Origin of the sequence: Undibacterium sp. Di24W (assembly GCF_049340325.1) — a bacterium.
Taxonomy (GTDB): Bacteria; Pseudomonadota; Gammaproteobacteria; order Burkholderiales; family Burkholderiaceae_D; genus Undibacterium.
On sequence record NZ_JBMPOP010000003.1, the window covers coordinates 414692 to 430168 of the forward strand.

Genomic DNA, 15477 nt, shown 5'->3' on the forward strand with positions numbered 1-15477 from the left:
TCTGTCAGTCACGCTAAATGGCATCTAAGTTTCAACGATATGCATTTAGCTTTGCGGGCATTAATTTTTTAGGGAGATGAAAATGAGTCACGTATTAAGTCGATGGGAACCGGAAGACGGTGCGTTTTGGAGCAAGGAAGGGAATGGCATTGCTAATCGCAATCTGTGGATTTCGATTCCTTGTCTGATGTTAGCGTTCTCGGTGTGGATGCTGTGGAGTGTGGTGGCTGCGAATTTGGATAAAGCAGGTTTTAAATTCAGCAAAGATCAGTTATTTTTTTTGACAGCATTGCCAGCGCTATCAGGCGCTACTTTGCGTATCTTTTATTCCTTCTTGGTCCCTGTGTTTGGCGGACGCCGTTTTACTGCTTTCTCAACCGCTAGCCTGTTGATTCCTGCTATCGGTATGGGCTTTGCATTGCAAGATCCAACGACCAGCTATTCCACTTTATTGATCTTGGCTTTGTTGTGCGGATTAGGTGGTGGTAATTTTAGTTCCAGCATGGCGAACATCAGTTTCTTTTTTCCTAAATCACGCAAAGGCTATGCCACAGGTATGAACGCCGGCATCGGCAATCTGGGTGTATCAGTTGTTCAATTTGTGACACCTTTGGTGATTTCTTCCGCCGTATTCGGCGCGGCTTTGTCAGGTGATGGATTTTTGTATCACAACGTCAAAACCAATTCGGATAAATTGTTTTGGCTCGCGAATGCGGGTTTTATCTGGGTGCCATTTATTCTGGCTGCGACGATTGCGGCGTGGCTTGGTATGAATGATATCGCGTCTGCAAAAGCATCATTTTCTGATCAAGCGATTATTTTTAAACGCAAACACAATTGGCTGATGTGCTGGTTGTATATCGGTACATTTGGTTCCTTCATCGGTTTTTCGGCGGCCTTTGCGATGTTGATCAAAGCGCAGTTTCCTGAAGTGGATGTCGCTAAGTTTGCTTTTCTTGGACCTTTGGCTGGCGCTTTGGCACGTCCAGTTGGTGGCATCTTGTCGGATAAATTAGGTGGCGCACGTTTGACCTTCTGGGTGTTTGGTGCCATGGCAGCAGTAATTGCGTTGGGAATTTTACCCGCTTTACATGCACACCAATTTAGCGTGTTTTTGTTCTCCTTTATAGGCATGTTTATTTTGACGGGTTTGGGTAATGGTTCGACCTTCTGCATGATCCCTATCATTTTTCAAACCGAGAGAGAACGTGCCAGTGCGGGCAAAGGTGAGGCTGCGATTAAGCAAGCGCGCTTGGATGCAGCTAAAGAGTCTGCTGCCGTTCTGGGATTTTCTGGCGCGATTGGTGCTTATGGTGGCTTCTTTATTCCACAAAGTTTTGGTACCTCGATCAAGATAACTGGCGCACCTGATATGGCTTTGTATACTTTCATTGGTTTCTATGTCAGCTGTATGATTATTACTTGGTGGTTCTATTCTCGTAAAAATGCTGAGATGCCTTGTTAAGTGAGATCCGTTAAGAAATATTATCCAAGTGTTAGTAATCAGATGCCAAAAAAGCCCCGCTAGATAGTGGGGCTTTTTTTAAGTTTGAGACTTGATTTTAGTCGCTGAGTGCAACTTTCGCGGCTTCTTCAGGCGTCAAGCCGTCATAAAATTGGTCGGTTAAGAATTCAATTTCTTCTTCAATAAATTCCTGCGCCTGAGTTTGAGTTGCGCCGCCTTTGACCAGGAAACCCTCAACTTCTATGCACCAATTGATCACAGCCATGGTTTCTTCATCGAGTTCTTCATTTTTCTTTGCCATGATGTTTCCTTTTGCCTGGTTAGTTATATTGTCTGCAAATTCGTTGTCTTTAACTGCATCGTTTTGCATTGTTGCGTTTATTTTGTGCCACTTTAGAGCTACTTCAGCGATGAAGTATTATCATGTTACTTGATCTGCACTAGCGCCGCATCATTCTAGCTAAATTATGTTAACTCGCACTAATTAAGGTATTAGGTTATGGATTTTCATTACCGACTTGTAAATGTGTTTGCCGAATCGACTTTTGGTGGCAATCCACTCTGTGTATTTGAAGATGCCCGTGGTTTAAGCGATGCGCAAATGCAGGCGATTGCCTTGCAGTTTAATTTATCTGAAACCGTATTTATTTTACCATCGGAGCGAGCAACAGCCCGTATGCGGATTTTTACCACGGGTTATGAAATGCCGTTTGCTGGTCATCCTACTTTAGGGGCCGCCCACGTTGTGCGTCATTTGTTGAAGACAGGGGATGCGATTAGTTTGGAGTGTAAAGCGGGGATCGTACCGGTTCAATCGACACCGAATGATTCAGATATCTGGACATTTACAGCGCCTGTGCAAGGACTACCTGAGACCGTGAAGTGTGCTTTGCCGGGAACTGCAGTCGCGGCGATGTTGGGTTTGCAAGTGAGCGATTTGCTTGACGAACCCTTATGGGTGAATACTGGCACCGACCAATTATTAGTGCCACTTCGCACGACAGAGGCGGTGCGGCGTGCTCAACCTGATAGTAGTCGCTTGGCAGATTGGCCACCGAGTAGCTTAGGACGAAAAACGGCCTACGTATTTGCCTGGGACGATCATGTTCCAAGTGCAAATGAACGCTTAGCGATTACTTCCCGTTACTTTTTTACGAAACAAGGTGGTGGTGTTGCCGAGGATCCAGGCACCGGATCAGCCTGTGCGAATCTCGGCGGTTGGTGGATTGCCCAGAGAAGATCCTTGCCAGTGAGCATACAAATTAATCAGGGCGAGCAAGTACAAAGACCTAGCTGCTTATATCTAGACGTCAGTCCAGAATTTGACATATGCGTAGGTGGTCGCGTGATCGAATTGGGACGTGGAGTGATAAACTTAGGGTAAGCCTTAGGTTAATTTTTACTTTTTACTTAAAAGAACAAAAGCAAATGACGACTGAGAAAAAACCGATGTTAAGCGTCGCAGAAGCCTTGCAGACTTTGCTGCAAGCAGTGCGGCCTATTTGTGTGAATGAAAATGAAGTAGAACAGATCAACACGCTGGCGGCCAATGGCAGGATTCTGGCGCAGTCACAAAGATCAAGTTTGCATGTGCCGCCTATGGATAACACGCAAATGGATGGATATGCGGTGCGCGCTGCCGATTGTGTGAGTGGACTTGCGCGTTTAAGAGTTTCGCAACGGATACCGGCAGGTGTGCTTGGGCGCCAGTTGGAAGCAGGTACCGCCGCGCGTATTTTTACGGGAGCGTTTATACCTGAGGGTGCAGATGCGGTCGTGATGCAAGAACAATGCACGGTCGAACACGAAGGCGATCAGATTTTTGTCACCATCGCGCATGCACCGAACAGCGGTGAGTGGATACGTAGGCAAGGCGAGGATATTCGCGCGGGTGCTGAGATTTTGAGTCCGGGTACGCGCTTGCGGGCGCAGGAGCTGGGCTTGGCAGCCTCCGTTGGTTTAGCCAGTTTGCCAGTGTTACGCCCTTTGCGTGTTGCGGTATTTTTTACGGGTGATGAGTTGACTATGCCGGGCGAGGATTTGAAGCCCGGTGCCATCTATAACTCGAATCGTTTTTTGCTCACTGGTTTGTTACAAAATTTAGGTTGTGCCATCACTGACTATGGCATCGTGCCGGATAGTTTAGAGGCAACTCGCGCCACTTTGCGGGTGGCTGCACGTGAACATGATTTGATTATCACTTCGGGTGGTGTCTCGGTTGGAGAAGAAGATCATATACGTCCAGCAGTAGAAGCCGAGGGTAGTATTAATATGTGGCAGATAGCGGTCAAGCCAGGTAAACCTTTGGCGTTTGGTGAAGTGCGGCGCTCAGTTGTTGATGTTGCTAATGCAGGCGATGCTTCAGACACGGCATTCTTTCTTGGTCTTCCTGGCAATCCTGTTTCCAGTTTTGTGACCTTCTTGTTGTTCGTTCGTCCCTTTATTCTCAGATTGCAAGGCGTACAAGATGTGACGCCACAGGCTTATTCTATGCGTGCCGATTTTGATATAAGCAAGGCAGATAGGCGCAATGAATTTTTACGCGCCAAAATCAATGCACATGGTGGCTTGGATTTGTTTCCAAACCAGAGTTCAGGTGTTTTGACATCGACAGTGTGGGGCGATGGTTTGATCGATTTGCCTGCAGGTGCAACGATAGTTCGAGGTGAGTTGGTAAAATTTATTCCGTTTAGTGCTGTGCTCAATTAAATAAGTTAAACATGAAAATTCAATTACGTTTTTTTGCCAGCGTGCGTGAAAAATTAGCGAGCTCAGGGGAGCTATTAGCAATCTCCAATGAGATCACAAACGCCAGCCAGGTTCGCGCTTTATTGATCGCGCGGGGCGGCGTCTGGGCCGAGGTGTTGGCACCGGATCGTGCCTTGCGCATGGCGTATAATCAGCAGATGATACACGGTGATACGCCATTGCAAGATGGGGGCGAACTTGCCTTTTTCCCGCCAGTGACGGGCGGTTAGGAATGAGTATGTTGATTTCAGTACAGACTGAGGATTTTGATTTAAGCACAGAGATTGCGAAGATGCGTGCGGACAATCCTACGATCGGTGCGGTGGTGAGTTTTGTGGGCTTGGTTCGCGACTTAAATGAAGGACTGCAAGTGAGTGCGATGGAACTGGAACATTATCCTGGCATGACCGAAAAATCCTTAGAAATGATTGCGACGCAAGCCAAGCAACGCTGGAATTTAATCGACTGTCTGATCATTCACAGAGTTGGTGCTTTACTCGCTTTAGATCAAATCGTCTTGGTGGCTGCTGCTAGCGCACATCGCGGTGAAGCCTTTGCTGCCTGTGAATTTATGATGGATTACTTAAAAACAGAAGCACCGTTTTGGAAGAAGGAAACCACGCCAGAAGGTCAGCGCTGGGTTGATGCGCGCGTGACCGATGAGAGCGCCATGCGTAAATGGCGCAGCAGCGAGGAAGCGACATTATCATGAACGGCCTTGCTGTCATCGCGGTGGGTGTTGGCGCAGCATTCGGTGCTTGCGTGCGCTGGCTGCTCGGGCTGTGGTTAAATCCGGTCATGGCTAGTTTGCCTTTAGGTACTTTGCTGGCGAATTTGGGTGGTGGTTATGTGATCGGCATTTGTGTAGGATTTTTCTCGGCGAATCCGCAGTTGTCACCAGAGTGGAAGCTTTTGATTGTCACTGGTTTTCTTGGAGGCCTAACTACTTTCTCGACTTTTTCCGCTGAGGCTATGGGTTTATTGCAAAAAGGGGAGTGGATGTGGGCTTTTAGTCATAGCGCTTTACACTTAATTGGCTCTATCGCTTGCTGTTTCGCCGGATTTGCTAGCTGGCGTTTTCTTCAAAATCTCTAAGTAAAAAAATATGTCAGAAAATACATTAATGTTCCCCCCGGTAGAACCATATCGTCAGGGCAGGTTAGAAGTTGATGCTTTGCACACCTTGTATTGGGAAGAGTGCGGCAATCCGGCTGGCCAACCAGTGTTGTTTTTGCATGGCGGGCCAGGTGGTGGTACTTCGCCTACTCATAGGCGGTTTTTTGATCCTGCGCATTATCGTATTGTGCTGTTCGATCAGCGTGGCGCAGGGAAATCGACACCACTAGGCGAGTATAGAAATAATACGACCGCGCTCTTGATAGAAGACATAGAAAAAATCCGCACCTTGCTGGGCATAGAGCAATGGCTGGTGTTTGGTGGTTCTTGGGGTTCTACTTTGGCTTTGGCTTACGGAGAAGAATTTCCAGATCGTTGCCTAGGTTTTGTGTTGCGCGGGATCTTTTTGTGCACCAAAGCAGAAGTGGATTGGTTTGTGAATGGTATCAATCATTTCTATCCTGAGGTTCATCAACGTTTCACCGAAGCGATTCCACATTCGGAACGCGGTAATTTATTGCAAGCTTATGTGAAACGCTTGTTCTGTGACGAGCCAGCGATCTACAAGGAGGCGGCCCGCAATTGGAGTCGCTATGAAGGCTCTTGTCTATTTTTGGAGCCACAGGCTCAGGCAATAGAAGATTTTGAATCGGATGAAGTCAGCTTAGGTATTGGACGCCTAGAAGCACATTACATGTTAAATGGCGCATTCATGGATGAAGATCAGTTGATCAAAAATATCCATAAGATTCGCCATTTGCCAGCTGTGATCGTTCAAGGACGTTATGACGTAATTTGTCCTCCTTTGTCTGCTTATCGATTGCATCAAGCCTGGCCATCCGCCAAATTGCATATGATCGTCAACGCAGGCCATGCCGCCATGGAGCCGGGTATTGTGACTGAACTGGTGCGTGCTACTGAACAATTTAAAGTGCATGGGAAATTTTTGTAGAAAGGACTAAATTCACTTTCGTTTGTAGTTCTGCTCCATTGCATCTACAATGCGCAACTGTTTGCGACGACTGAGCTACTTTGCTTTTGAGCTATTTGTGCTTTTCCTTGCTTGTTTTAACCTCAGTTTCTAGCTTAGTTTCTAAATAGTTTCTAACTTAGTTTCTTATTACATAAAGAAAATTATGACCCCATCCAATAAATCCCGTAACGCTCGTCAACGTAAGAAACTGCACGTTGATGAATTCCAAGAATTCGGTTTTGAATACAAAGCAGAATTGACTAAGGAACTAGATTCAGACCAAGAAGCGCAATTAATTCATACATTTTTGGAAGAGTTAATTGAAGTACGTGACCTAGCTTTGAGTGGCTGGTTGACGACGGGCTTTGTCTGCAAATTTGGCCCTGGTTCTACTACCGATCAAGATCGTGAAGCACTGAAAGCATGGATGACTGCACGTCCTGAGTTTAAAAACGTACAAGTTGGTGCATTGAAAGATGCGTGGTACTCACCGATGGATACCGAATTTGCAGAGTAAGGCATTTGAGATTGCCTCAAACCGTTTCTGTACAAGGTTTCACAAAAGAGAGCTTAGTCTCTCTTTTTTTTAATCGACGTCCGCATCACAAGTGATTGATACGATTTGGTACGTCACAAAAAACAAAAAAGCCGAACAATATGTTCAGCTTTCTCGTCAATAGCAAACTAAACGCAGATAATTAAATTACCCACCACGACGCATCATTTCAAAAAACTCTGCATTGTTCTTAGTCGCCTTCATCTTATCCAAGATGAATTCCATTGCTTCGATCTCGTCCATGCTATACAAGAGCTTACGCAAGATCCAGATTTTTTGCAGCTGATCAGGCTTAATCAATAATTCTTCACGACGTGTGCCGGATTTGTTGAGGTTGATTGCTGGGTAAGTACGCTTTTCTGCCAAACGACGTTCCAAATGCACTTCCATATTGCCTGTGCCTTTGAATTCTTCGTAGATCACGTCATCCATACGGCTGCCGGTTTCGATCAATGCAGTTGCGATGATCGTTAAGGAACCACCTTCTTCAACATTGCGAGCTGCACCGAAGAAACGTTTCGGACGTTGCAAGGCATTGGCGTCAACACCACCAGTCAAGACTTTGCCTGAAGCTGGAATCACGGTGTTATAAGCACGTGCCAAACGGGTAATGGAGTCTAACAAGATCACCACGTCTTTTTTCATTTCAACCAAACGCTTGGCTTTTTCCAAGACCATTTCAGCGACTTGGACATGGCGTGTGGCTGGCTCATCGAATGTTGAGGCTACGACTTCACCGCGCACCGAACGCTGCATTTCGGTCACTTCTTCTGGACGTTCGTCGATCAGCAAAACGATCATCGTCACATCTGGGTGATTGGTCGTAATTGCATGCGCAATATGTTGCAACATCACAGACTTACCAGATTTTGGCGAAGCGACCAATAGGCCACGTTGACCTTTACCGATAGGCGCGATCAAATCGATGATACGACCCGTGGTGTTCTCTTCGCCGCGCATATCGCGCTCGAGCTGCAAGATCTTATTCGGGTGCAGTGGTGTTAAGTTTTCAAACAGGATGCGGTGCTTGGACATTTCTGGCGCTTCGCCATTGACCTTGTCTACTTTGACCAGGGCGAAATAACGTTCGCCGTCTTTGGGTGTTCTGACTTCACCTTCGATTGAATCGCCCGTGTGCAAATTGAAGCGGCGGATTTGAGAAGGAGAGATATAAATATCGTCGGTGGATGCCATGTAACTAGCATCGGGCGAGCGCAAAAAGCCAAAGCCATCAGGCAAGACTTCGAGTGCACCATCGCCAAAAATTTGTTCGCCGCCTTTGGCGCGCTTTTTCAAGATCGCGAACATCAATTCTTGCTTACGCATTCGCGCGGCGTTATCGATATCGAGACCAATGGCCATTTCTAACAGTGCGGAGACGTGTAAGGCCTTTAATTCAGATAAATGCATGTTGTGAGTGTCCCGGGATGGGAGTGTGAGGTGGGGGAGTGAACAGAAGTGAAAAAACGAACTACTGGATGATTAGAAAACTGCAGAGCGGGTTTGATTCCGGTCGCTACTTATATTTTATGGTGGTACACCAAATTCAGCGTATTGTAAGACTTAATTCAGACGATGTAAAAACTTTCTTGTAACATCGCCTGAAATTATGATCAACAGTCGAATATTAGCTTAAATATTGCCATCGATAAAGGCAGTTAATTGGCCTTTTGCCAGAGCGCCGACCTTTTGTGCTGCTGCTTCGCCGTTTTTGAACAAAATCAGCGTTGGAATGCCACGAATACCAAATTTTGCTGGAACCGCTTGATTCGCATCAACGTCCATTTTGGCAATAGTGATTTTGCCGTCATATTCTTTCGCAACTTCTTCTAAGATCGGTGCAATCATCTTGCAAGGACCACACCATTCAGCCCAGAAGTCCACCAGGACTGGTTTGTCAGATTTTAATACATCAGCTTCGAAGGATGCATCGCTTACATAAATGATATTGTCGCTCATAGAATTCTCGTTAATCTCTAAAAGAGGGGGAGTGTTGAAATAAATTAAATCAGGGATTGAACTTTGGGGTATTTCCGCCTATTTCAAGTGCGCCGTTTTGTCATTTCTCTAGGACGAAAACACTTTTATGAATAAATGCGGCATCGACAGTGATAAATAATACCCTATTTTTAAAAAAGTGGCTTATTTACTGATTTTTCCTCATTCCGGCTGCATTTTGCGACGGTGCTCGCATAAAATGATTGATCGGTTTTTTTTCTTCTCGCTATTAAGCTTAATTATTAAGACTTTTTAGCAGTGATGACTATTCACAATTAAACTCCATGGCAAGAATCACCCGACTTATCCCCATTTCTGCGCAGTTCTGGAACCATGTTGCACGCGAATTTATACAGGCGCGTCGTTCAGCGCAATTACCTATGGATTTGTTTTCTACGCCAGCGACAACACAAATCAATGATTTTTCTGATGTCAGGGTTGTTGTGCCGACCTTTGAACATGCGCATCTATTGTTGCGCGCTCTAGGTCAGGAGTTAGGTAGCCACTTTATCCCCCCGCGCATACAAACGATGTTCGCCTGGTTGGGAATGCAGCCGCCGCATAGTGTCGCGGTGACCGCAAATAGTGAACGATTGATGCGCTTGTATTCTGAATTGCGCCAGCATGCATGGCTAAAAAAATTATTTGGTGCAAAACGCAATACTGACCTGCTGCCTCTGGCGCAGACCTTATTGACTTTGTCCGATGAGTTGACGCAGGTTTGGCTACCTAAAGTTTTAGACGGCAAACAGGAAATCCATACTGAAAAAATGCAAGCTACCTGGCATGAGGCGCTGGCGCAATTACCTTTGCCTGTGCAGGACATGGTTTCAGAAGAAACACAATTGGTGTGGACCTTGTGGCAAGGACAGCTCGATCAGCAGGATAAAACGGTACAAGAATTTCAGCAGATGATGCGTCTCGCGCAAAATGCTAATACTGAGTTATTTTGGATTGCGCCAACCATGCCGAATGCGCTGGAAGGCGCTTTCCTGCAAACTTACCAGAGGCACCAGCAGGTTCATCTGTACAGCATAGATTGGCACGCATCTGCCGTGCCTGAATCTATGCGCTTAGCATGGAATGATTTGTGTTCATCAAATGCGCCTGATACGAAATCTGTCGCGCCCGCATCTTTTGATTGGCAGCGTCTTCGTTTATGTGAGCTTCATAGCTTAGAACAAGAGGCTGAGCAAGCAGCGCAAACTATCGTGGAATGGATACAGACGGGTAAACAAAAAATTGCTGTGATTGCCCAAGATCGCGTGGTCTCGCGTCGTTTGCGTGCCTTGTTAGAACGGGCAAACGTGATTGTTGCAGATGAAACAGGCTGGAAACTTTCAACAACACGCGCTGCGGCTGCTTTGGCAGCTTGGTTTGAAATGCTGGCAACACGCGCCGATACTATTGCTTTATTGGATTTTCTTAAATCCCCTTTTTTGCCGTGCCAAATTAGCGGGATAGATTCGGTCGATACTGGGTTATCCGGCGCAATTGATAAAGCCGATCTGATTATGGATATCGAGCTTGCATTACGCAGAAATAATGTCGTCGGAGGGTGGGATGCGGTGCTGTCCACTTTGGAACGTCAACCGCAGGCGCGGGCATGGGTAGCAGCGACTGCGCGTCTGGCCCATACTTATGTCAGCAGTTCCGGTGCGTCGCGTCGTAGCCTAAAGGACTGGACAACGATCAGCCTGCAAAGTTTTGATACGCTTGGTATGCAAGCCTTGTTGCAACAAGATGTGGCTGGCGCGCAGGTGCTGAATATGTTGCAGAGCTTGGGTTCAGATTGTCACGGCTTGGACATGCATTTTAGTTTCTCTGAGTGGCGAGCTTTCATTAATCTGCAAATGGAAGCCACACCGTTTAAATTGGAACAAGTCGATCAGCGTGTCGTGATGTTGCCTCTAAACGGCGCACGCTTGCGTCATTTTGATGCGGTGTATTTGGTTGGCGGTGATGCCAAACATTTGCCCTCTAAGGCACAAGAGACGCTGTTTTTTACCAATGCTGTGCGACGCGAGTGTGGGCTGGTGACGCGCGAGGAGCGGCAATTGCAACAGCAGCGTGATTTTGCCGAGTTGATTTTGTCGAATGCCGAGGTGGTTCTCTCGTGGCAATCCCAAATTAATGGAGAGCTCAACGCTGTCAGCCCTTGGATAGAACAAGTTAATTTGGCTTTGGCGCGTCAAAACCTTCCCGCGTTAAACAATAAGGCATTGCCTTTGACGGAACATCGTTTACAAGTTCAAGTGACTGCGCAGCCTAAACCTAGTGCAGCAGCATTAATGCCGACTACTTTATCGGCCAGTGGCTTGAGTAGTTTGATTGCTTGCCCTTATCAATTTTTTGCTGGACGCATGCTGAAGTTAGCAGCGATTGATGAATTGTCGGATATGCCAGAGAAACGCGACTATGGTGATTGGTTGCATGCGATTTTGAAGGCTTACCACGATCAATTGCAGAAGGATGAAATCCCTTTAAACAGTGACCGGATAGGATTGCTAAATGCCATCTCCGATACTTGGTTTGCCCGTGTCTTAAAACATAGTCCTGCCGCTTTGGGCTATAGCGTACGTTGGCGCAAAGTGATTCCTGCCTATGTGGAATGGGCCAATCAGCATGAGGCAGATGGTTGGCAATTTGCCTTTGGCGAAGTCTGGGCAGAAGCACAATTGCAATGGGATGATGGTGAGATTAAATTACGTGGTCGGGTCGATCGTATCGATGAACGGCATTTGGACAATGGTGAAGTGGAACGAGTGGTACTCGACTACAAAACCAAAACGAAGAGCTCACTCAAAACGCGTTTAAAACATTTTGACGATCATCAGCTTGCTTTCTATGGCTTATTGCGACCCGTGATTGAATCAGTTGTAGACGGTGACGAGAACGAGACTGGCGCCACTGAGCTCTTGTTAGATGCGCCCGATACAGCAAGTTATGTGGCCTTAGAACTAGAGCGTGAAAAAACAGGCGCTGTCGAGGCGCAAGAATATAGCTTATGGAAAATCGAATTAGAACAAGCGATACGAAAAAATATGCAAGCGATACAGCATGGAGCAGCGTTGCCGGCGCAGGGCGTGGAGAGTGTTTGTCAATATTGCGATGTACGCGGCTTGTGTCGTAAAGGAGCATGGTAATGAATTCGCTCTTGGACATGAATACAGCACAAGCCTATGAACTCAATGGGCAAGCAGTAGATGCTGCACAGTTCACAGCAACCGCGTGCGACCCGCATCGTTCGGTGGTGGTAGAAGCCTGCGCTGGTAGCGGCAAGACCTGGTTATTGGTTGCCCGTATGTTGCGGCTGTTATTGGATGGCGCAGAACCCGCTGAGCTCTTGGCGATTACTTTTACTCGTAAAGCTGCGCAAGAAATGCGACACCGACTGATGGAGTTGTTAGCCGAATTGGCTTTGGCGGATGATGCACATGCCTCGACTATTTTGCGTGAACGCGGCGTATCGGAACACGAGTTATCGACTTGTTTGCCCCGCGCCCGTGAACTCTATAAAAACATGTTGAACAGTCCGCAAGGCTTGTCTATGGATACCTTCCATAGTTGGTTCGGACGCCTATTGCAATTGGCGCCATTGGCCTCTGGTGTGCCGCATGGATTTACGCTGGTTGAAGCGACCGGTAGTTTACAGCGTGAAGCATGGGGACAATTGATGCAACAGATTGGGGTGCAGCTTGTCCCTGAGGTGGTTGGTGCTGCCATTGAGACTGGTGAAGTAAGTGAGGATGACGATGCTGTGCCCTCTAAGATTAAGCAACAACTCTTGTATCTGTACGAAACACTCGGTGATTTCACCGCAAAAGTGATGCTTGACGCTTTTATTGATAAGCGCGCTGAATGGTGGGCAGTGACACAAGATCGTTCCGCGCAAGCACCTCTACAGCAGTTGCTGGATTTGATGGGCGACGATGCACAATACGATGCTCGGCTTCGCGTATGGCAGGATCATGCATTGTTAGAGCGCATACAGCAAGTTGGTATTTGTTTAGGAAAAGGCAGTCCAGATAACCAAAAGCGCGGTGTCACGATAGAAACTGCGCTAACGACAGCGCGTCAGGCATTAGCACAGGGAGATGATGTTACTCTCGAACATTTCGACGCTTTAAAGAATGAGTTTTATGGCGCAGACGGAACGAATCGAAAGAATCGTAAAACCAAAGCCTTAAGTCTGGCTATTGCCGCTTGGCTAGGTGCCGACAATGAAGATGCGTTTCACGATGAGTGCAATGCCATTGCAGAAACGCTTAAGGTCTTGGAGAAACGCAGCAAAGAAGCATCTGTGCTACGTTTGAATGAAGCCTTATTCAATGTCGGACAGGCCTACCTGAATTGCTATCAAAGCTTGAAAGCCGAACAGCGCGCGCTCGACTTCGCCGATCTTGAATGGCAAGCCTATCGTCTCTTGAGTCATGAAGCGTTTGCTGCATATTTACATGGTCGTCTGGACGCACGCTACAAACACATTTTGTTAGATGAGTTTCAAGATACCAATCCTCTGCAGTGGAATATCATCAGTGCCTGGCTTGATGCGTATGGTGCGGATACGGCTCGACCTACGGTGTTTATCGTGGGCGATCCTAAGCAATCGATTTATCGATTTCGACGTGCTGATCCGCGTGTTTTTGTCGCGGCACGAGAACTATTGGCGGCACAAGGTGCGGCGATCTTACGCACTAATCAAACACGCAGAAACGCGCCTAGAATTGTGGAAGTATTGAATCAAGCGATGGTAGGTAATCCGATTTATTCGGCACAGACTACTGCAGCGAATATGATAGGAAGCGTATTGCGCTTACCTTTGATTCGTGGCCAACTATCTGAAACAGAAGAGGACGGCTCAATCAATCCTTTTCCTTTGCGCGATCCTTTGATAACGCCTGCCGAGGAAGAAGATGATGTGCGGCGGTACCAAGAAGGACAGCAATTAGCACAAGCCTTATTGCAACTGCGTGCTGAATCTAAGCATCAAAACGAAGCCGATTTACGCTGGTCAGACGTGATGTTATTAGTCCGACGTCGTAGCAATTTAGCCTCCTATGAAAAAGCATTGCGCGAAGCTGGCATTCCTTTTGTGTCTAATCGTCGCGGTGGATTGCTGTCAACCTTAGAAATCGCGGATTTGATCGCTTTGCTGAACTTTTTGATGACACCTGGTGACAATCGGGCACTGGCACATGTCTTGAAATCCCCCATGTTTGCTGCCAGCGACGAGGATTTGATTACCTTAGCGCAGCGTAGTGAAGCTTCTTGGTGGAAGCGGCTCTTGGGTTTTATCAGTGAAATTGGTGAGGGGCACGTTGTATCGCACGCTTTGCTGCGCGCCGCGCCTTTATTGCAAACCTGGATGCAGGCTGCGCATGACGTACCTGTACATGACTTGCTGGACAGGATATTGCATCAAGGGGGTCTGGTGCAACGCTATGCGCAAGCGGCTCCTGCGACGAATCGTGCTCAGATCATCGGTAATATCACTGCATTTACCGAGTTGGCATTAAATATCGATGGCGGGCGTTATCCTAGCCTCCCTAAATTTATCGCTGCTTTAAAAGAATTTGATAAGGGGGCAGAAAATGACGCGCCAGATGAGTCGAATATTGGCAGTGGTATTGACGCAGTGCGTATTTTGACTATTCATAGTGCCAAAGGTTTGGAAGCTAAAGTGGTCGTAATGCTTGATTCTAATCACAGCGATGCGGCCAAAGATCATATCGGCATTCTATGTGCTTGGCCCTTACATGAAGGTGGCGAAAAACATTTTTCCGCCTTCGGCAAGAAGGAGGAACGAGGTGCTGCACGCGATGATTTATTCAAAGCAGAGGAGGAGCAAGCTGAGCAAGAAAATTGGAATCTGCTCTACGTAGCGGTCACTCGTGCCAAACAAGTCTTAATCGTGAGTGGCATTGCTAGTGACAAAGCTGTAGATAGAATGAGTGAGCATCCAGGTGTACAACAAGGAAGTTGGTATCAACGCTTTACGCATTTGGATGAAGCGGAGGTGCTTGCGCAAAACTCAAGTGTATTGAGTGGTGGAGAGGAGACTTTTTCACTACAGATGTTTGCTCCACCAGATTTGACATTGCCACATTTAGCGCCGTTAGCTATGCAAACCGCAGAGCAGATCGAAGGCATTGCTCTACATGCTTTAATGGAACGTTTGACAGATAGTGGCAATAAGGGTTGGCCGATAAAGATCCCGGCTGCGGAAGTAATTTCTTCTTGGTTACCCTGTGCTTTGTCTGTGGCAAAAGTAGTGCGAGAACAAGCTGCGGCGATTTTTAATAATCCGCATCTACAGGATTTTTTTGATGCACGTCAATTTGATTACGCCAGGAATGAGATGGATATCGTGTTTCAACAACAAATTTTGCGCTTGGATAGGCTAGTTGTATTGCCAGACATAGTATGGATTTTGGACTACAAGCGTCAATTGCCGGAGCAACAACAAGCTGGCTATCAAGCGCAATTAGAGACCTATCGAGAAGCACTGCAGGCGATTTATCCTATGAAAACAATTAAGACTGCTTTGATATTGGGCGATGGTAGTTTTGTAGAATTTACTGATCAGGGATTGCTTGTCTAATGTTGCCTGATGTTGCT

13 protein-coding genes are annotated in these 15477 nt (G+C 46.9%); 10 read left to right on the plus strand and 3 right to left on the minus strand.

The features are described from left to right. Window positions 1-82: 82 nt before the first annotated feature. Window positions 83-1465 carry a NarK family nitrate/nitrite MFS transporter gene (locus tag ACO0KZ_RS08070; RefSeq protein ID WP_422994530.1) on the plus strand — a complete coding sequence of 461 codons (1383 nt, stop codon included), beginning with the start codon at window positions 83-85 and terminating at the stop codon, window positions 1463-1465. Window positions 1466-1562: 97 nt separating this feature from the next. Here the strand turns inward: ACO0KZ_RS08070 and ACO0KZ_RS08075 are convergent, their stop codons facing one another. Continuing rightward, complete coding sequence (locus ACO0KZ_RS08075; RefSeq protein WP_422994532.1) at window positions 1563-1766, minus strand: hypothetical protein; 204 nt, start codon at window positions 1764-1766, stop codon at window positions 1563-1565. Between the two features lie 198 nt (window positions 1767-1964). Here ACO0KZ_RS08075 and ACO0KZ_RS08080 point away from each other — a divergent pair, with 198 nt between their 5' ends. The 7 genes from ACO0KZ_RS08080 to ACO0KZ_RS08110 all read left to right on the plus strand — a co-directional run bounded on the left by ACO0KZ_RS08080 (window position 1965) and on the right by ACO0KZ_RS08110 (window position 6819). Continuing rightward, the gene (locus tag ACO0KZ_RS08080) at window positions 1965-2849 is read left to right on the plus strand and encodes a PhzF family phenazine biosynthesis protein (RefSeq protein WP_422994534.1); all 885 of its coding nucleotides are present in this window, start codon (window positions 1965-1967) and stop codon (window positions 2847-2849) included. Between the two features lie 44 nt (window positions 2850-2893). Further along, window positions 2894-4174: a gephyrin-like molybdotransferase Glp gene (gene glp, locus ACO0KZ_RS08085; RefSeq protein WP_422994536.1), complete on the plus strand. Its 1281-nt coding sequence runs from the start codon at window positions 2894-2896 to the stop codon at window positions 4172-4174. Window positions 4175-4185: 11 nt separating this feature from the next. Continuing rightward, window positions 4186-4443, plus strand: coding sequence for a MoaD/ThiS family protein (locus tag ACO0KZ_RS08090; protein ID WP_422994538.1), 258 nt, complete (start codon window positions 4186-4188; stop codon window positions 4441-4443). Between the two features lie 8 nt (window positions 4444-4451). After that, a complete protein-coding gene (locus ACO0KZ_RS08095; RefSeq protein ID WP_422994540.1) occupies window positions 4452-4925 on the plus strand; it encodes a molybdenum cofactor biosynthesis protein MoaE in 474 nt (157 codons plus the stop codon). After that, entirely contained in the window at window positions 4922-5308 is a 387-nt protein-coding gene (gene crcB, locus ACO0KZ_RS08100; protein ID WP_422994542.1) for a fluoride efflux transporter CrcB, read from the plus strand. The genes ACO0KZ_RS08095 and crcB overlap by 4 nt, the downstream gene beginning before the upstream one ends. A 10-nt stretch (window positions 5309-5318) precedes the next feature. Further along, window positions 5319-6281 carry a prolyl aminopeptidase gene (gene pip, locus ACO0KZ_RS08105; protein ID WP_422994544.1) on the plus strand — a complete coding sequence of 321 codons (963 nt, stop codon included), beginning with the start codon at window positions 5319-5321 and terminating at the stop codon, window positions 6279-6281. A gap of 184 nt (window positions 6282-6465) precedes the next feature. Further along, window positions 6466-6819: a YggL family protein gene (locus ACO0KZ_RS08110; protein WP_422994546.1), complete on the plus strand. Its 354-nt coding sequence runs from the start codon at window positions 6466-6468 to the stop codon at window positions 6817-6819. A gap of 186 nt (window positions 6820-7005) precedes the next feature. Here ACO0KZ_RS08110 and rho read toward each other — a convergent pair whose 3' ends face one another. Further along, window positions 7006-8268 (minus strand): transcription termination factor Rho, encoded by a 1263-nt coding sequence (gene rho, locus ACO0KZ_RS08115; protein WP_314859372.1) that lies wholly within the window; start codon window positions 8266-8268, stop codon window positions 7006-7008. A 222-nt stretch (window positions 8269-8490) separates the two neighbouring features. After that, window positions 8491-8817 carry a thioredoxin TrxA gene (gene trxA / locus ACO0KZ_RS08120; RefSeq protein WP_422994548.1) on the minus strand — a complete coding sequence of 109 codons (327 nt, stop codon included), beginning with the start codon at window positions 8815-8817 and terminating at the stop codon, window positions 8491-8493. 323 nt (window positions 8818-9140) lie between these two features. Between trxA and ACO0KZ_RS08125 the strand changes: the two genes are divergently transcribed. Both ACO0KZ_RS08125 and ACO0KZ_RS08130 read left to right on the plus strand, forming a co-directional pair. After that, window positions 9141-12002, plus strand: a complete 2862-nt coding sequence (locus tag ACO0KZ_RS08125; protein ID WP_422994550.1) for a PD-(D/E)XK nuclease family protein — start codon at window positions 9141-9143, stop codon at window positions 12000-12002. Continuing rightward, the gene (locus ACO0KZ_RS08130) at window positions 12002-15460 is read left to right on the plus strand and encodes a UvrD-helicase domain-containing protein (RefSeq protein ID WP_422994552.1); all 3459 of its coding nucleotides are present in this window, start codon (window positions 12002-12004) and stop codon (window positions 15458-15460) included. The genes ACO0KZ_RS08125 and ACO0KZ_RS08130 overlap by 1 nt, the downstream gene beginning before the upstream one ends. The last annotated feature ends 17 nt before the right edge of the window (window positions 15461-15477 follow it).